The 17,941-nt window shown below is 72.7% G+C and carries 13 protein-coding genes; 6 read left to right on the top strand and 7 right to left on the bottom strand.

Going from position 1 to position 17,941, the window contains the following annotated elements:
* Window positions 1-100: 100 nt before the first annotated feature.
* Window positions 101-559, top strand: a complete 459-nt coding sequence (locus tag AC3RJ7_RS01585; RefSeq protein WP_491454105.1) for a PPOX class F420-dependent oxidoreductase — start codon at window positions 101-103, stop codon at window positions 557-559.
* Between the two features lie 112 nt (window positions 560-671).
* On the opposite strand, the gene AC3RJ7_RS01590 is transcribed toward AC3RJ7_RS01585, so the two are convergent.
* Window positions 672-4,352 carry a TM0106 family RecB-like putative nuclease gene (locus AC3RJ7_RS01590; RefSeq protein ID WP_491454106.1) on the bottom strand — a complete coding sequence of 1,227 codons (3,681 nt, stop codon included), beginning with the start codon at window positions 4,350-4,352 and terminating at the stop codon, window positions 672-674.
* 144 nt (window positions 4,353-4,496) lie between these two features.
* Between AC3RJ7_RS01590 and AC3RJ7_RS01595 the strand changes: the two genes are divergently transcribed.
* Complete coding sequence (locus AC3RJ7_RS01595; protein WP_491454107.1) at window positions 4,497-4,892, top strand: MmcQ/YjbR family DNA-binding protein; 396 nt, start codon at window positions 4,497-4,499, stop codon at window positions 4,890-4,892.
* 32 nt (window positions 4,893-4,924) lie between these two features.
* Here the strand turns inward: AC3RJ7_RS01595 and AC3RJ7_RS01600 are convergent, their stop codons facing one another.
* The gene (locus tag AC3RJ7_RS01600; protein WP_491454108.1) at window positions 4,925-5,563 is read right to left on the bottom strand and encodes a TetR/AcrR family transcriptional regulator; all 639 of its coding nucleotides are present in this window, start codon (window positions 5,561-5,563) and stop codon (window positions 4,925-4,927) included.
* Between the two features lie 116 nt (window positions 5,564-5,679).
* Between AC3RJ7_RS01600 and AC3RJ7_RS01605 the strand changes: the two genes are divergently transcribed.
* Window positions 5,680-6,714: an agmatine deiminase family protein gene (locus tag AC3RJ7_RS01605; protein ID WP_491454109.1), complete on the top strand. Its 1,035-nt coding sequence runs from the start codon at window positions 5,680-5,682 to the stop codon at window positions 6,712-6,714.
* Window positions 6,711-8,438: an amidase gene (locus AC3RJ7_RS01610; RefSeq protein WP_491454110.1), complete on the top strand. Its 1,728-nt coding sequence runs from the start codon at window positions 6,711-6,713 to the stop codon at window positions 8,436-8,438. Before AC3RJ7_RS01605 ends, AC3RJ7_RS01610 begins: the two co-directional genes overlap by 4 nt.
* Here the strand turns inward: AC3RJ7_RS01610 and AC3RJ7_RS01615 are convergent.
* From AC3RJ7_RS01615 to AC3RJ7_RS01630, 4 genes are all read right to left on the bottom strand, one after another.
* Window positions 8,435-9,025, bottom strand: a complete 591-nt coding sequence (locus AC3RJ7_RS01615; RefSeq protein WP_491454111.1) for a hypothetical protein — start codon at window positions 9,023-9,025, stop codon at window positions 8,435-8,437. The two genes, AC3RJ7_RS01610 and AC3RJ7_RS01615, sit on opposite strands and share 4 nt — an antisense overlap.
* Window positions 9,026-9,317: 292 nt before the next feature.
* Window positions 9,318-10,919 carry a molybdopterin-dependent oxidoreductase gene (locus AC3RJ7_RS01620; protein ID WP_491454112.1) on the bottom strand — a complete coding sequence of 534 codons (1,602 nt, stop codon included), beginning with the start codon at window positions 10,917-10,919 and terminating at the stop codon, window positions 9,318-9,320.
* Between the two features lie 81 nt (window positions 10,920-11,000).
* Window positions 11,001-11,726 (bottom strand): alpha/beta hydrolase family protein, encoded by a 726-nt coding sequence (locus tag AC3RJ7_RS01625; RefSeq protein WP_491454113.1) that lies wholly within the window; start codon window positions 11,724-11,726, stop codon window positions 11,001-11,003.
* A complete protein-coding gene (locus tag AC3RJ7_RS01630) occupies window positions 11,723-12,880 on the bottom strand; it encodes a DUF2207 domain-containing protein (RefSeq protein WP_491454114.1) in 1,158 nt (385 codons plus the stop codon). Before AC3RJ7_RS01630 ends, AC3RJ7_RS01625 begins: the two co-directional genes overlap by 4 nt.
* A 104-nt stretch (window positions 12,881-12,984) precedes the next feature.
* Here AC3RJ7_RS01630 and AC3RJ7_RS01635 point away from each other — a divergent pair, with 104 nt between their 5' ends.
* On the top strand, window positions 12,985-13,203 hold the full coding sequence (locus tag AC3RJ7_RS01635; RefSeq protein WP_491454115.1) for a hypothetical protein: 219 nt from the start codon (window positions 12,985-12,987) through the stop codon (window positions 13,201-13,203).
* Between the two features lie 112 nt (window positions 13,204-13,315).
* Here the strand turns inward: AC3RJ7_RS01635 and AC3RJ7_RS01640 are convergent, their stop codons facing one another.
* Complete coding sequence (locus AC3RJ7_RS01640) at window positions 13,316-16,384, bottom strand: aminotransferase class III-fold pyridoxal phosphate-dependent enzyme (protein ID WP_491454116.1); 3,069 nt, start codon at window positions 16,382-16,384, stop codon at window positions 13,316-13,318.
* A 219-nt stretch (window positions 16,385-16,603) separates the two neighbouring features.
* Here AC3RJ7_RS01640 and AC3RJ7_RS01645 point away from each other — a divergent pair, with 219 nt between their 5' ends.
* Window positions 16,604-17,938, top strand: coding sequence for an MFS transporter (locus AC3RJ7_RS01645; RefSeq protein ID WP_491454117.1), 1,335 nt, complete (start codon window positions 16,604-16,606; stop codon window positions 17,936-17,938).
* The last annotated feature ends 3 nt before the right edge of the window (window positions 17,939-17,941 follow it).

Genomic DNA, 17,941 nt, shown 5'->3' on the forward strand with positions numbered 1-17,941 from the left:
GGGTTATTCCCGAGCGTGCGCTCGGACGGATCGATGGCGGTTTTGCGACTTCGACCGTCATCGACGGAATGCCGCCAGGTCGAACCCGGTTCGGCCTGACATGACGAAGAACGCCGGACCCGTGCCGCTCACCGAGACCGAAGCCTCCGACCTGCTCGCCGCGCAGAGCTTCGGCGTGCTCGCCACCCTCAAGCGCGACGGGCAGCCCCACCTCACGACGATGCTCTACGGCTGGGACGCGACCGAGCGCATCGCCCGCTTCTCGACGACGAGCACACGGCTGAAGGCGACGCACCTGAAGCGCGACCCGCGGGCGACGCTGCACGTCTCGGCCGACGACCACTGGTCGTTCGCCGCGGTCGAGGGCCTCGCCGAGGTGTCGGCGCCGACCGTCGTGCCGGGCGATGCGGTCGGGCGGGAGCTGCTCGCGCTCGTGCCGGAGGCCGCTCGGCCCGCGGACCCGAGCGATTTCTTCGACGCCGCGGTGGCCGAGGGGCGAGTCGTCATCCGACTCCGCCCCGAGCGGCTCGGCGGAACCCGCCTCGACTTCGGGGACTGATCGGCGATCGGCGGCGTGAGCCGGGCGGCCCGGGCCGGTTACCGGCCGGGCGGTCTGAACGGACTCGCCCGTCGGCCGCGCGCCTCGGCTGCGCCGGCCTCAGCGCGCCGGCTCAGTGCGCCGGGCTCGGTTCGGCGACCAGGGCGTTCGGCTCGGTTCCGATCGGACCGCTGGAGGGCCGAGGTGCGTCGAAGGCGCCGACGAGGCGCATGAACGCGCTGAGCTGGGCGACGCCCTCGGCCCGATGCGGGAGCCCCTCGAGCAGCCCGGGCGAGTAGACGAGGTACGCCGCCCACTTGGCGCGCGAGATCGCGACGTTGAGCCGGTTCTTCAGCAGCAGGAACTCGAGTCCGCGCGGTGCCGAGGCGGCCGAGGAGGCGGCGAGCGAGACGATCGCGACCACCGCCTCTTGCCCCTGGAACTTGTCGACCGTGCCGACGGGCACGTCGGTGAAGCCGGCGCCGTCGAGCGCCTCGCGCACGGTGCCGAGCTGGGCGTTGTACGGGGTCACGACGATGAGGTCGCGCTGTCCGAGCGGTCGGGGCGACGAGGCGACCGGTCCGCTCGGCGAGTCGCTCGCGTCGGTCCAGTCGCGGCCGACGAGCGAGCGCACGAGATGCACGACCGACTCGGCCTCTTCGGGGGAGAAGGTCGAATTGCCCTCGTGTTCGACGGGGATCGGCGTGACCCCCGGCGCGACGCCGTCGAGCGAGCGACTCGCGGCGACCGGGTGCGAGCGGAGCTCGCCCTCGTACGAGAGCTGCGACACCGGGGCGGCGACGGCCGGGTGCATGCGCCGGCTCTCGGCGAGGAAGTAGCCGTACTCGGGCGGCAGCACGTCGTGGCCGTCGGCGACCCAGCCGAGCGCCGAGGCGTTCACGGGCTCGGGGTGGAGGGCCTGGCTCACCTGCGGGAGCTGCTGCGGATCGCCGAGCAGCAGCAGTCGCTTCGCCGAGACCGACACCGCGATCGTCGACGCGAGCGAGAACTGCCCGGCCTCGTCGATGACGAGCAGGTCGAGCGAACCCCGCGGGATGCGGCGGACGTTGCAGAAGTCCCACGCGGTGCCGCCGATGACGTAGCCGCCGGGACGGTCGGCCGCGAACGCGGCGACGTCGTCCTTCCGCCCGAGCGCGGTGAAGCCGTGCCGGTCGGCCTCGCCCGCCTCTTTCAGGTGCTTCGCGACGAGACCCCTATCGAGCCCGGCGGTGTCGACGACCGAGTCGAGCACATTCTCGACGACCGAGTGCGACTGTGCGACGACGCCGATGCGCCAGCCGTGATCGCGCACGAGCGTCGCGATCACGTGAGCGGCGAGATAGGTCTTGCCGGTTCCGGGCGGGCCCTGCACCGCGAGGTACGAGCGTTCGAGACGCCGAACCGACTCGACGACGGCGGCCTGGTAGTCGTGCTCGGCGTCGAGCGGTGCGAGGCCGCCGATCGCCCGCGGCGGTCGCCGGCGCAGGATGTCCATCGCCGGGTCGAGCGGGAGTTCGGGCGCGCGACCGGGGATCGGCGTGGCCCATTCGGCGATCGCGTCGCGCAGCGCATCGGCGCGGGGCGGGGCGCCCGGGGCGATCGCGAGCGGCAGCGCCTCCCACGTGATGCCGGGGTGGCCGCGCTCCTCGACGCGGACGCCGGCGTCGGTCACCTCGACGACGGTCGCGTTCGACCACGCGCGCTGGCCGGGCCTGGTCGACTGCGACGGGAACGGCGCCGGCCAGTCGTAGAGCAGGAAGACGTCGCCGCCCACGCTGAACCGGGAACCGGGGGCGATCCGCCCGTCGAGCTGCAGCTCGCGGCGCGCGCTGTTCCATCGCGGCTCTTCGTACCACTTGCCGACGGCGCGGGAGCGGGCCGGGTCGACGACGAGCACGTCGCGGTGCTCCTCCCAGCTCTCGAGGGGCTGGTCGCAGCGCAGGTAGTGGGACCACCAGAAGCTCTTCGCCTCGCGGGCGTGATAGTCGATCGCCGCCGAGGCGAGTGCCAGGGCCTCGGTGTCGGCATCGCGGCGTGCGGCGCCGACCGACGTCGTGCCGCCGACGGTGGCGAGCGTGCGCTCGGCCCGCTCCTCGCGGTCGCGCACGAGCGACTTGAGCTGCAGCGCGAGCGGCGACGCCTCGTAGATCTTGCCCTCTGAGCGGTCGGCGAGGAGCGCGGCGGCGACGGGCCGGACGCCCTCTCGCGCGCCGACCGCGAGCAGCCAGTCGCGCAGGCGCAGCGTCGACACGCAGTCGTAGCGGTTGTAGTCGGCGAGGTCGGCGAGGATGCGGGCGGCCTCGGCCGCGGCATCCTGATCGTCGTGTGCGAGGGCGAGCGCGTGCAGCTCGCCCGCGCGCACGTACTCCGTGATCGAGTCGGCGCCCGACTTCACGTCGGCCTCTCGCAGCTCTGCGCCCATGTAGAGCGGCTCGAGCTTCTTGATCGAATACGACCGGCTGCCGACGCGCACCGCCCGCTTCACGATCGGGTAGAGGTCGACGAGCACGCCGTCGGCGAGCAACTGGTCGACCTCGGCCTCGCCCACGCCGTGCCGGGCGGCGATCGACGTGAGGTGCGTCCGCTCGTAGCTCGCGTAATGGAAGATGTGCAGGTCGGGGTGCACCTGCCGGCGCAGCTTCACGAACTCGAGGAAGCGCATGAGCGCCACGCGCTCCTCGGCGAACGAGTGGGCCCAGAACGCCGTATAGGTCTCGGAGTTGTCGACCATGCCCCAGAGGTAGTCGAGGTTCCACTTCGTGCCGTCGCCCTCGGTGTAGAGCGGGTCGCCCTCGAAGTCGAAGAAGAGATCGCCCGGGCTCGGCACGGGAATCGCCGCGATCGCTCTGGCATCGCGCACGCCGACGGGCGGTGGCAGCGGCGGGTCGCCCTCGCGCCAGGCGCCCGACGCGACGGCCTCGGCCGCCTCGACCTCGGCGCGCAGCTGCAGGCGGGCCTGCGCGCGCAGGTTGTCGAGCGTCGCCTCCATGACGTGCGGCACCGCGTCGTGCGACGACGCGAGCGCGTCGATCGTCGTGATGCCGGCCGCCGCGAGCGGCTCGCGCTGCGTGACGCGCAGCCCGCCGACCATGAGCACGTCGCGGTTCGCCTGCACCTCGAGTTCGCACGTCGGGCACCGGCCGTCCTGGCCGTAGAGCGGGTCGCCCCAGCCGACCGGGCCGGTGTCGGCCACGCGGTCGGCGACGATGCGGTGCAGGCGGGCGACGCGCTCGCGGTACACGGGCAGGATGTCGTCGAGCCGGTGCGCGCTCACCGAGCCGTCGCCGAGCAGCAGTTCGACGGTGTCGTCGAGCGGCACGCCGAGCCTCGTGAGCTGCTCGGCGTAGGCGGCGAGCTGCAGCAGGGCGGTGACGCGTGCGTGCCGGGCGAGCTTCGAGTCCTGCACCCGGTAGTGGCCGTCGGGCTGTCGCACGATGAAGTCGGCGAAACCGATGAAGCCCTGCCCGGGGAGGGGCTCGTCGGAGAACGTCGCCTGGAACACGACCGGCGCACCGGCCTCGAAGGCCGCGATCGTCGCCGCCGCGGCCGCGGCGACGGCCTCGGCGTCTCGCACGTCGGGACGCTCGATCTCGACGACGCCCGACCCGAACTCGGCCCGGTACCGGTCGAGCACCCGCAGCTCGTGCGCGTCGCCGAGCTCGCCCGCGCGGCGCAGCATCGGGTCGTCGAGCGGGGCGAACAGCGTGTCGCGGCCGAGCTTCACGTCGAGCTCGCGCAGGAAGGCGAACTCGCAGTCGCTCGCCTTCTTGAGGTCGCTCGCGCTCGTCACGACGATGCCGTTCAGCAGGTACATCGTGCTCCTCTCGCCGGCCGTGCTCCCACGGTATCGGCAGCCTGCGACATCGGGACCGCGTCGGCGGGTCCGTCCCGACGGGCCGGCCGAGCGAGTTCAGCGCGAGGGATGCCGCGACCGATGCCGCGGCGTAGGGTGTCGCCCATGGCCGACTGGGAGCTGCTGCGCAGCCTCGCGCTCGCGCTGCCCGACACGACCGAGACCCCGAGCCGCGGGTGCGCGATGTGGCGCGTGCACGGCAAGGGCTTCGTGTGGGAGCGGCCGCTGCGCAAGACCGATCTGGAGCACCTGGGCCTCGACGGGCAGCCGGGTCCGATCCTGGGCGCGCGCGTCGAGGACGAGCACGAGAAGCTCGCGCTCATCGACGAGGACGCCGACGTGTTCTTCACGATCCCGCACTTCGACGGGTGGCCGGCGATCCTCGCGCGGCTCGACCGCATCGGCGACGAGCGGCTCGCCGAGCTCGTCGAGGAGGCGTGGCTCATCATGGCGCCGCCGAAGCTCGCGCGGGAGCGGCTCGCGGAGAAGCCGGCCGAGTAGAGCGGGCGTGGTCTCGATACGGCGCTGCGCGCCTACTCGACCGACGGAGGCTCAACGAGCGCGCCGCGGGGCAGCCCGAGCATGCCCTCGACGGCGTGCGCGGTCAGTTCGCCGCGATGCGCCGTGTCGCCCCAGCGCACGAGCGCCTGGGCGTTCAGTCCGTCGACCATGCCGAGGAGCTGCCAGGCGACGCCCGAGGCATCCGTCGTCTCGAAGTCGCCGGAGCGCACGCCGGCCTCGATGACCCCCTGCAGCACCGACTGCCAGGCGTCCATCTGCTCGCGTACCGCGCGGGCGAGGCTCTCGCTGCGACGGCCGAGCGCCCACGCCTCGACCCAGATCACGGTGACGTCGTCGCGGGTGCCGTCGAGCACGGTGCGGATGAGCCCGCCGAGCTGCGCGCGGGGGTCGTCGAGTGTGCCCACGAGCGCCTCGACCTCGGCGATCTCGGCGCCGACGACGGTCGAGAAGGTGCTCGCGATGAGCGACTCCATGCTCGGCACGTAGTGGGCGACGAGGGCGGGGGCGACGCCGGCGCGGGCGGCGACGGCGCGGAGGGTGACGGCCGCGAGCCCCTCTTCGAGCGCGAGCCCGCGGGCGGCCTCGACGATGTCGCGGGTGCGCTCGTCGGGCGACTTGCGGGCGGCTCGTGGTCGGGTCGGCGTTGACATGATCACCCATCATAGGTAATCTCGCAGCAGTATTGATCATTTGGTCAATAAAGTCCCGATCCGGTGCAGACCGGTTCGCGAGCGAATCCGACGAACATCTCGAAGGGGAGACACGCATGGCCTGGCGCATGCCCAGTGAGACCGCACCGCACGAGCGCACCTGGATGGCGTTCCCCCGCGAGGGCTTCACCCTCGGCGAGGAGGCGGCCGAGCGCGAGAACGGCTACGCCGCGTGGACGGCCGTCGCCCACGCCGTCGCCGAGTTCGAGCCCGTGACGATGGTCGTCGACCCGACCGAGATCGAGCGCGCGAAGCGCATGCTGAGCTCGGAGATCGAGATCGTCGAGGCCCCGCTCGACGAGTTCTGGATGCGCGACTTCGGCCCCACCTTCGTCGTCGACGACGAGCGCCCCGGCGTGCTCGGCGCGGTCGACTGGACCTTCAACGGCTGGGGCGCTCCCGAGTGGGCGGAGTGGCGCAAGTCGGCCGAGATCGCCCGGGTCGTCGCCCCGCTCGTCGGCGCGGAACTCGTGTCGAGCGTGCTCGTGAACGAGGGCGGCGGCATCCACGTCGACGGCGAGGGCACCGTGCTCGTCACCGAGACCGTGCAGCTCGACCCGCGCCGCAACCCCTACGCCGACAAGGCCCGCGTCGAGGCCGAGCTCGCCCGCACCATCGGGGCGACCAAGGTCGTCTGGCTGCCCCGCGGCCTCACCCGCGACTACGACGAGTTCGGCACGAACGGCCACGTCGACATCGTCGCCACGATCACCTCGCCCGGCAAGCTGCTGCTGCACGCGCAGCAGAACCCCGAGCACCCCGACTTCGAGGTCACGCGCGAACTGCGCTCGGTGCTCGAGCAGGCGACGGATGCCGCGGGCCGGCGCTTCGAGATCGTCGACCTCCCCGCTCCCGAGACCCTCCGCGACGAGGAGGGCTTCGTCGACTACAGCTACGTCAACCACCTGGTCGTGAACGACGGCATCATCGCGTGCGGCTTCGGCGAGGAGCGGGCGGATGCCGCGGCTCGCGAGATCCTCGAGGCCGCCTACCCCGGGCGGCGGGCCGTGACGGTCGACTCGCGCGACATCTTCGCCCGAGGCGGGGGCATCCACTGCATCACCCAGCAGCAGCCGGTGGTGGCCCGATGAGCGGCTTCGATGTCGTCGAGGCGCCGATCGAGCGCCTGCGCGCCGCGCTCGAGGCGGGCGAGACGACCTCGGTCGAGCTGCTCGACGCGTACCTCGCTCGCATCGCGGCCTACGATGCGCCGGGTACCGAGACCGCGCTCAATGCCATGGTCGTCATGAACCCGGATGCCGCGGCGGAGGCCCGAGCGTCCGACGAGCGCCGTGCGCGCGGCGAGACGCTGGGTCCGCTCGACGGCATCCCGTACACCGCCAAGGACAGTTACCTCGCGAAGGGGCTGACCGCGGCGGCCGGCTCGCCCGCGTTCGAGCACCTCGTCGCGCAGCGCGACGCGTTCACGATCGAGCGGCTGCGGGCCGGCGGCGCCGTGCTCATCGGGCTCACGAACATGCCCCCGATGGCGAACGGCGGCATGCAGCGCGGCGTCTACGGCCGCGCCGAGAGCCCGTACAACGCCGAGTGGCTGACGAGTGCGTTCGGCTCCGGCTCGTCGAACGGCTCGGGCACCGCGACCGCCGCATCGTTCGGCGCCTTCGGCCTCGGCGAGGAGACCTGGTCGAGCGGCCGGGCCCCGGCGTCGAACAACGCGCTGTGCGCCTACACGCCGTCGCGCGGCGTCATCTCGGTGCGCGGCAACTGGCCGCTCGTGCCGACGATGGACGTCGTCGTGCCGCACACCCGCACCATGGCCGACCTGTTCGAGCTGCTCGACGTGATCGTCGTCGACGACCCCGAGACGCGCGGCGACTTCTGGCGCGCGCAGCCGTGGGTGAAGATCCCGGCGTCGTCGGAGGTGCGTCCGGCGTCGTATCCGGCGCTCGCGCCGACCGATCTCCGCGCCGCGGATGCGACGCTCAAGGGCAAGCGCATCGGCATCCCGTCGATGTACATCAACGCCGATCACGCCGCGGGCGAGGGCGACCACGTCGGCATCGGCGGGCCGACGGGTCAGCGCATCGAGACGCGAGCGTCGATCATCGCGCTCTGGCAGGCGGCGCGCCGCGACCTCGAGGCCGCGGGCGCCGAGGTCATCGACGTCGCCTTCCCCGTCGTATCGAACTACGAGGGCGATCGGCCCGGCGCGACCACGGTGAAGACCCGCGGATTCGTGAGCGAGGCGTTCCTGAAGTCCGAGATCGTCGACCTGTCGGCGTGGGCGTGGGAGGACTTCCTCCAGGCCAACGGCGACCCCGCGCTCTCGACGCTGACCGAGGTGGACGGCGCGACGATCTTCCCGCAGCCGCCCGGTGCGCTGCCCGATCGCTACACCGGCTTCGACGACGACATCGCCGAGTACCCGGCGCAGGTGCGCGAGCACCCGTACGCGTCGTTCACCGAGATCCCGCACCTCGAATCGGGCGTGCTCGGCCTCGAGAAGACCCGGCGCATCGATCTCGAGGAGTGGATGGACGGACTCGGCCTCGACGCCGTCGTGTTCCCGGCGGTGGCCGACGTCGGTCCCGCCGACATGGACGTGAACGAGGCCTCCGCCGACCTCGGCTGGCGCAACGGCGTCTGGGTCGCGAACGGCAACCTCGTGCCGCGTCACCTCGGCATCCCGACCGTGACGGTGCCGATGGGCACGATGGCCGACATCGGCATGCCCGTGGGGCTCACCTTCGCGGGCCGCGCCTACGACGACACGGCGCTGCTCGCGCTCGCCGCCGCCTTCGAGGCGACGGGGTCGCGACGTACGACGCCGCCTCGCACGCCCCGGCTCCCCTAGCGAGGGGATGCCTCGGGCTCGGCGCTCCTCGCCCATTCGGCGAGGGGCGTCGAGTTCGCTCGGGCGCGCTCGAGCGCCTGCTGGTCGAAGAGTTCGAGTCGGGTCGCCGACTCGACGTGCACACGCGTGCGGAGCAACTGCGACGCGATGCGCTCGAGCGCGTACGCCTCACCACTGCCGCGATGCAGCGCCGTGGTGACGAGCAGTTCGAGCGGCCGCGGCGGAACCCAGAGTCCATCGTCCTCGTCCTCGTCCTCGTCCTCGTCGTCGTTGCCCGCGTCACGCGCGTCGTCGGCTCCGGTCGATCCGAGCTCGGCGGCGTCGCCCAAGTGGATGAGCCTGATGTCGGTCGCCTCGCGCTTCGCGAACACGCGGATCAGCTCATCGCGGCGAAGCACGAGGCGGTCGGCGACCGGAAGCTCGTCGAACGTCACCCGTCCGTCGATCCGCACCACCGACCCGCGCCGTTCGGCGTACTCGGCGATCGCATCGGCCATGACGTAGCGCTTCGTGGCGTCGAGCAGGTACGCCAGGTCGGTGATCGCCCGGTGCGTCGGCTCATCGACGCGGATCGAGTACGTCGTCAACCCATCCTCCTCGGGTCGGAGCCGCCGCGGCAGGCCGTCGGCCGACGGTCGCACGGAGCGTTTCCCTCCGTGGACGGTGTGGTCGTGTGGTCATGTGGTCGGGCGGGGTGTGGTCGTGTGGTCATGTGGTCGGGCGGGGTGTGGTCGTGTGGTCATGTGGTCGCCCTCTGGAGAGCGATACTCCCAGCGCGAGTTCACCGCGGAGTGAGATTCGCACCCGTGGAGGACCGACCGAGGGGATGGGAGCCTGTGGAGGAGGGGTGGAGGAGAAGTCGGGGCGGTCGTGCGGGGGTCAGCGCACATCGACGGTGATCTCGTGGAGGCCCGTGGCACCATCGGGCACGACCGGGCGCTCTTCGGCGGTCTGCACCTCGCCGTCCGCGCCGGTCGCGCGCACGCGGAGCGTGTGGCTTCCGGCCGAGGCATCCGGCCATTCGAACCGCCACTGCACCCACGTGTCGGCCGAGATCGCCGTGGCGAGTTCGGCCGGGCGCCATGGGCCGTCGTCGACCTGCACCTCGACGCCCTCGATGCCCGTGTGCTGGTGCCAGGCGACGCCGGCGACGATGACGTCGCCCGCCTCGACCGACTGGCCGCGTCGCGGCACGTCGATGCGCGACGAGAGCTTGATGGGGCCGTGGTCGCTCCAGCCGCGGTCGGTCCAATAGGCGCGCGCCCGGTCGAAGCGCGTCACCTGCAGGTCGACGACCCACTTCGTGGCCGAGACGTACCCGTAGAGGCCGGGTACCACCATCCGCACCGGGAATCCGTGCTCGACCGGCAATGGTTCGCCGTTCATGCCGACCGCGAGGATCGCGTCGCGCTCGTCCTGCAGCACCTCGATCGGCGTCGACGCGGTGAACCCGTCGGAGCTGCGCGACAGCACCATGTCGGCGTCGGCGAGCGGGCCTGCGCGGGCCAGGAGCTCGCGGATCGGGTAGCCGAGCCATACGGCGTTGCCGATGAGGTCGCCGCCGACCGGGTTCGACACGCACGCGAGCGTCGTCACGCTCTCCTCGAGGGGGAGCGCGAGCAGCTCGTCCCAGGTCAGCTCGAACTCGTGCTCGACCATGCCGTGCACGCGCAACCTCCAGTCGGCCGGGTCGAGCACGGGCACCGCGAGCGCGGTGTCGATGCGATAGAAGCGGCCGTTCGGCGTGACGACCGGGGCGAGCCCGTCGATGCCGAGTTCGGCGCCCGCCGGGATCGATGCCGTGGTCGTCGGCGTCGGGAGCCGGATCGCCTGGCGCACCGCGTTCACGGCTCGGCCGCCGGCCTGGATCGCCGCCCCGCCGAGGGCCGCGAGCACGCCGATCACCGTGGCGCCGCCCGCCCACCCGAGGAACGCGCGGCGCGTCGCGCGGGTCGACGGGACGTCGGGCGAGTGCTCCTCCGCGAGGGTCGACGGCGAGCGCGGCGACGTCTCGGAATCCGGTTGCCCGCGGCCCGAGTCGGGCGTCGGGGCGAGCCTGCGAACCAGCACCCGCAACGCGAGGATCGCCGCCCCGCCGGCGACGAGCGACGGAACGACCGCGAGCATCGGGGCGTTCGCGCGGGTCGCGGCGGCGACCGCCCCGGCGATGCCGAACACGGCGAACACCGCGCTGCCCCACGGGGGCCGGCGCGCCTCGAGCACCCCCGCCGCGCACGCGGCGGCGAGGAGCACGAGCACGATGCCGGTGACGAGCGCGACCTTGTCGGCCGTGCCGAACAGGGCGATCGCCGTGTCCTTCGCCCACGACGGCGCGAAGTCGATGAGCGCCGCCCCGACGACCACGACCGGGCCCGACTCGGGCGCGACGACGGCGGCCACGAGCTCGCCGAGGCCCGCCCCGAACACCGCCGCCGCTGCACCCGCGAGCGCCGACGGCCACACGGTGCGCGAGCTCGCCATGGCGCCAGCGTACGCTCGGCGGCCCTCGAGCGCCGCCCCCGCGGGGCGACGTTCACGAACCGTAAGACCCGGCGGCGGTCGTCAGGGCACTTCGACGCGCGGTCGGGCGTTCGGCGTGTTCGCCCGCACGAAGGCCGCGGCCCGCGGTGCCAGCGACGCTCCGATCTCGGCGGCGGGCCGCTTCGCGCCCTTCACCTCGAACGAGTGATTGGCGCCCTCGATCCATTCGACGACGGCATTCGGCCCGACCCGCGCGGCGACCGCGTCGAGCTGCTCGTTCGGGATCGCGAACGGGTCGTTGCGTCCCTGCAGGAACAGCATCGGCATCGTGATGCCGGGCAGGTGCTCATCGCGCGGCTTGTCGGCCTTGCCCGGCGCGTGCAGCGGGTACCCGAGGAAGACGAGGCCCGAGGCATCCATGCCCTCGGCGACGGCCATGGAGGCCATGCGGCCGCCGAACGACTTGCCCGCCGCCCAGACGCGTTCGCCGGCGTTGCCCGACTGCGCGGCCCGTTCGGCGGCGACCCCCATGACCGTGCGCCACGCCGCGATGGCGGCGGGCGGCCGGTCGGGGAAGCGGCGTCCGGACTCGCGGTAGGCGAAGTTGAAGCGCAGGGTGGCGAATCCGTCGTCGTTCAGCGCCCGCGTGAAGCCCGACATGAAGGGATGCTCCATGCCCGCGCCGGCGCCGTGCGCGACGACGATCGTCGCCGATGCGGCCCCGCCGGCGGGGCGGGCGTAGACCGCCGAGACCGGCGTGCCGTCGAGATCGATCGAGATCAGCTGCTCGAGGTCGGTGAGGCTCATGATCCCAGGCCTTCGAAGATGCCGCCGATGCCCTCGATCACCGACCCGGCTCCGTCGACGAGGTCGCCGACCGCGGCCGTCAGTTGCAGCACGCCGCCCGCCGCGTCGATCGCACCCGCGACCTGCGCGGTGACGTCGACGAGGTCCCCGAGCGTGTCGACGTTCGAGTGGGCGAGCGTGTCGGCCTCGAGCCTGAGCTTCGCGAGCCACTCGCGCTCGAGGCCGAAGAGCACCGCGTACGGCAGGAGGCGCTCGTGCAGGTGGAAGCGCTCGAGCTGCACGGACGTCGCCGCATCGGCGCCCGCCGCGGGGGCCGGTGCCGCTCCGGCGCGCACCTCGGCGCCGCTCGGCGACTGCAGGGCGCGCAGGCGGTCGGCCTCCGCGACCTCGATGTAGCGGCGCAGGCCAGCGAGGTGCTCGCGATGCGGACGCGACGGCGGCAGATAGCGACGCCACCAGGCGGGCGTGACGAAGACCGTCGCGATCGTGACGCCGACGGCGGCGAGCGTCGCGAAGAACGCCGGCCAGTCGCCGGCGATGAGCGTGAAGACGAGCAGCAGCGCCTCGACGAGCATGCCGAGGTAGGCGAGCACCGTGAGCGTCGTGCCGGGCCAGGTCACCCGTCGCTCGCCGATGAGGCCCTCGCGCACGAGCTGCAGCTCGGTGAAGAGCAGGAGGGTCTTGATGCGCCCGGTGAGCGCACGGCGGTCGGCCGAGAAGCGGCGCAGCCGCGCACCCGTGTGCTCGGGGCCGAACAGGGCCTCGAGCAGGGCGGTGTCGTGCGCGGTGAGCCTGGCCGCGTCGAGCAGCTCGACGCCGATCGGCTCCCGCGCACGACCGCCGCTGGGGGCGCCGCCGGCCGACGCGCCGGTCGCGCCCGCGGAAGCGCTCGCGGCCTCGCCGGCCCCGCCGCTCGTACTGCCCGCGATGAGCCGCACCTTGCGCTTGACCGCGAGATCGATGAGCGCCGCCGCCGCGGCCCGACGGTCGGCGTCGACGAGCACCGCGTCGCGCAGCACGGTCGTGCCGCGCTCGGGCGCGTACTGCACGACCGGGGCCGTCACCCGCTGCGCGGCGATGGTGCGCGCGACGAGCCCGAGCACCAGGATGAGGCACGCGGGAACGATCGCGAGGAGGACGACGGCGGGGAGCACGCGCCCAGTCTAGGGATGATCGGCCCCCTGCCGGGGGGCATGTCGGAGGACGACGCGCGGGCCGGCTGCGGGAGATGTCGGAGGCGCGGCGTACCTTGGCTGCCATGACGAACCAGCTGCAGACCGAAGCCCCGCGCGAGGTGCTCGACGAGCCGTGCCCCCGGTGCGGTTCAGCGGCCGTGCGCGCGATCGTCTACGGCCCGCTCGACCTCGCGGTCGAGGCGGAGGCCGTCGACCCGTTCCTCTCCGACGACGCCCCGATCTTCGACTGCCGCGACTGCGGATTCGAGTGGGGGCTCGCCGTGCGCGACCTGCTCGCCTGAACAGCGCCGTCGGTCGAGTAGCGCGCGACGAAGGAGCGCATCGAGACCGCTCGGTCGGCTCGAGCCGGTCGAACAGCGACGAAGGAGCGTATCGAGACCGCTCGGTCGGTCGCTACCAACCCTCGCCGAGCACGCGGTCGAGCATCTCGACGAAGAACTCGGCCGACTCGGGTTCCACGCACAACGGCGGCTTCGTCTTCAGCACGTTCTGGTGGTCGCCCGTCGGCTGCATGACGACGCCGAGCTCGAGCAGCCGGTCGCAGATCGCGCGCGTCTCGTCGGTCGCGGGTTCGAGCGTCTCGCGATCGCGCACGAACTCGACCCCCAGGTAGAGGCCGAGCCCGTGCACCGCGCCGATGATCGGGTGCCGCTCGGCGAGCTCCTCGAGCATGCCCTTGAGGTACGCGCCGGTCGACGCGGCGTTCTGCTGCAGCCCCATCTGCTCGTAGGCGTCGAGCACCGTGAGCCCGGCGATCGACGACGCCGGGCTGCCGCCCGTCGACGAGAAGAAGTACCCCTGCGTGCGGAACCGGGCGGCGATCTCGCGCGTCGTGATCACCGCGCCGAGCGGGTACCCGTTGCCCATCGCCTTCGCGACGGCGACGACGTCGGGCACGACGCCCTGCTGCTGGAAGCCCCAGAACCATTCGCCGAGGCGTCCGTAGCCGGCCTGCACCTCGTCGGCGATCGCGAGCCCGCCGGTCTCGCGGACGGCGGCGTAGACCTCGGCGAGATAGCCGTCGGGCAGGGGGATGCCTCCGGCGTTGCCGTAGAACGTCTCCGCGATGAAGGCGGCCGGGGGCTTGCCCGACGAGGCCAGCTCGCGGATGCGTGCGGCGGCCTCGGGCGCGTAGCGCGAGGCATCCGCACCCTTGTACCTGCCGCGGAAGGAGTTGGGCGCCTCGACGACGTGCACCCAGTCGGGGCGCGTCTCGAGCGCACCGGGGTTGTCGGCCGTCGACGTCGAGACGGCGTCGGAGCCGTACGTCCAGCCGTGGTAGGCCTCGAGCACGCTCACGACGTCGCGCCGGCCGGTCGCCGCCAGGGCGACGCGGATCGCGAGGTCGGTGGCCTCGGAGCCCGAGTTCACGAGGAAGACGGTGTCGAGCGGGTCGGGGAGGAGCCCCGCGAGGCGCTCGGAGAACTCGACGACGGCCTCGTAGTTGAACCGCGAGTTCGTGTTCAGCCGGCGCAGCTGCCGGTCGACGGCCTCGGCGAGCCCCGGGTGACCGTGCCCGAGCGGGGTCACGTTGTTCACCATGTCGAGGTAGACGCGCGCCCTGGTGTCGGCGAGGTGCTCGCGCCAGCCGCGCTCGATCTGCGGCGGCGCGTCGTAGTAGTGCTCCTGCACCTCCGCGAACGCGGCGTTGCGTCGCTCGATGAGCCCGATCCCGTCGGTCGAGTCGGTGCGGAGCGCCGTGTCGAGACCGTCGAGCCCCAGCATCGGCGCCGGATCGAGCGTCACCGCGAGCCATCCCGCCGCGTATTCGGGCCGCACGAGGTGCGGTGCGTCGGCGCGGCCGAGCCGCACCCGGATGCGCGTGCGCGCGGCCACGACCCAGTCGCCGTCGGCGTCCTGCGTCGCACCCTCCACGACGAGGTGATCGGATGCCTCGAGCCGCTGCGGCTCGGCGTACCAGACGTCGACGCCGACGGGAACGGTCGCGGGTGACACCTGTGAGCGGATGCGGCTCGCCGTCAGCCGGGGAGTGCCCCGGTCGAGCCAGGCCGCAGTGGCGCCGGCGTCGAGCGCCTCGAGCGCGAGCCGCTCCTCGAGGGCCGCGCCGTCGAGCCACGCGCCGCCGTCGACCGCCTCGGCGAACACCGACACGTCGAGTCGCGCCGGTCCGCTCGTCGGCCGCACGGGTCGCGTCGTGCTCGCAGTCTGCGCCAGGTCCGCACCGTCCGCGCCAGCCGAAGTGGCGCGGACTCCGTCCGAGTGGCGCGGCGAGGAAGCTGCCGCGGGAGCAGGAGCAGGAGCGGGGGCGGGAGCGGGAGAGGCGGTGCCGCCCGCGGCGGCGGCACGGCCGGGCGAGGCCACCCCGAGCGCGTCGGCGATGACCGCCGTCATCACGTCGACGGGCACCGATGTCGCCTGCTCGAAGATGCGCCACTCGCGGTCGAGCCCGGCCTGCGCGTACGCGTTGGCGCCGCCGTCGAGCTGCACCTGGTGCTCGCCGCTCACGACGAGCACGGCGCCGCGCAGCACGACGAGCGGCCAGAGCGCGGCGACCTCGGAGGGCGCGAGCGGCCGCAGTGCGTGGAACGCCCGCACCGCGGGCAGCACCGAGACGGGCTCGGCACCGGCGTGGTGCAGTACCGACGAGATCGTGATCGCGAGTTCGCCGACCGCCCAGCTGCGGGTCACGTCGCCGAAGTCGATCATGCCGTCGGGCATGCGCCGGCCGCCGTCGAGCCGGCAGACGACGTTGTCGTCGGTGAGATCGAGGTGCACCGCCTGCTGCGGCAGGTCGTCGGCGAGCGCGGCGACGGTTCGCCAGGCGTCGCGAGCGGCGTCGACCACGAGCTCGCGCCGGTGGGGGTCGGGGTGGTGCGGCGCGAGCAGTTCGACGACGCGGTCGGCGAAGCGCGGATCCCACTGCAGCACCCGGTCGAGCCCGGGGTGGTCCAGTCCGGCCAGCGCGAGGCTCGCCGTCGCGGCGAGTTCGCCCATACGCGCGACCACGGCCGGTGCGAGGTGGGCGTCGCCCGTCAGCGTGCCGCCGTCGAGGAACTCGAGCAGGCGCACCGCGAGCGGCCCCTCGCTCGTGTCGGCGACGACGGCGCGCGGCCGGCGGTCGCCGTCCTTCGTGGTCGTCGCGACCCGGACGCGGCCGGCTTCGGCGATGCGCTCGGCCGCGGCATCCTGCGCCGCGAGCTCGGCCGCGGTGAACGCGGGATTCGTGATCTTGACGACGCCGACGGGGGCGGCGCCCGCGCCGCGTGCAACCGCGGCGCTGAGCGCGACGCCCGCGCCGAGGACGGGGCCGGCGTCGGGGAGGGCGTCGGCCGCGGCATCCCACGCGAGGAAGTTCTGGTCCTGCTGGCTGCCGAGCGGTTCGAGTTCGACCTCGAGCCCCCACTCGGCGGCGACGATCGCGGCGACCTCGTCGGCCGGCAGCGCGGGCGCCGGCAGTTCGCCGACCGAGAAGAAGTCGAATCCGGTCGGTGCTGCGGTCATCGTCGATGCCTTCCTCGATGTCGTCGTCGGGGCCCGCGTTCGAGCCTAATCGGCGGGCGTGCCGACCGGTTGGCGTACCATCATCGCGGGTGAATCCGGCAGGGCTGTGCGCGCCGCACGGTCACCCCGCTGCGGACTGTGCGCGGTGCACGACCGGCACCGGTGACGGTGTCCTACTGTGCCACCACCCCCTGCATCTCACCCAGCAAAGGAGCAGCCGTGAGCAGCACCCTTGAGCCGACTGAGCGGGCGACCGCGCCGACGTCGCTCGCAACCCTCTACGAGGCGATGAGCTTCCGTGCCCCCCACGTGAAGATCGCCGTCGCCCTCTTCGTCATCTTCGTCATCGAGTCGTGGGAGCAGCTCGCGCTCGTCTACGTCTCCGGCGACATCTCCGCCCACTTCGGAATCGACGAGGTCCAGCTCGGTTGGGTGCTCTCGGCCGTCGCGATCGGCATGATCCCCGGATGTCTCATCTGGGGGCCGCTCGCCGACCGATTCGGTCGCAAGCGCATCTCGGTGATCAGCCTCGCGGCCTACGGCGTGATCGCGGCGCTCGTCGCGCTCGCCCCGAACTACGAGATGCTGTTCGGCCTCCGCATCCTCTCGGGCCTCGCGCTCGCCGGTGCCTACACGGTGACGTTCCCGTACTTTCTCGAGCTCATGCCCACCTCGGTGCGCGGTCGTGCGACGGTGCTGCTCTCGGTCGGCTGGCCGATCGGCGTGCTCGCGGCCCTCGGCGCCACCGTCGCGTTCGGCGGGCTCGGCTGGCAGATCGTCGCGCTCGCGAGCGCGATCGCGTGCCTGTGGGTCTTCGTGCTCGTGGCGTGGGTGCCCGAGTCGCCGTTCTTCCTGGTGCGGCGCGGACGCACGGCCGAGGCCCGCGGGGTGCTGCGGCGCCTCGGCGTCACGGTCGACGACGACACGACGCTCGTCTCGGGCGACGAGGCGACGGCCTCCGGTTCGGTGCTCGAGCTCGTGAAGCGTCCCCTGCTCACCCGTACGGTGCTCATGCTCGTCATCAACTTCGCCTTCAATTGGGGCTACTGGGGCCTGCAGGTCTGGCTGCCGACCCTTCTCCAGGAGCGGGGTCTCGGACTCGATGCGAGCCTCGGGTTCGTGGCGATCAGCGCGCTCATCATGATTCCGGGCTACCTCGTGGCGGCGTGGTTGACCCAGCGCTTCGGCCGGAAGCCGATCTTCCTCGCATTCGTGCTCGGATCGATCGCGGGCGGCGTGCTGTTCGCCTACGCGTGGGACCTGCCGTCGCTCTACGTCGCGAACTTCCTGTTGTCGTTCTTCATCCTCGGCGGCTGGGGCGTCTGGAACACCTGGAACAGCGAGATCTACCCGACGCGCCTGCGCAGCACGGGGGCGTCGTGGGCGACCTCGGCCCAGCTGCTCGCAACGGCCATCGCGCCCGCCGTGGTCGGCGCGCTGCTCGCCGGTTCGGTCGCCTTCAGCGTGACGGTCCTGTTCATCACCGCGTTCCTGGTGGTCACGCTGCTCGCGGCGATCCCGATCCCCGAGACCGAGGGCAAGCCGCTCGACTAGTCA

Source organism: Agromyces solani, from assembly GCF_058349925.1.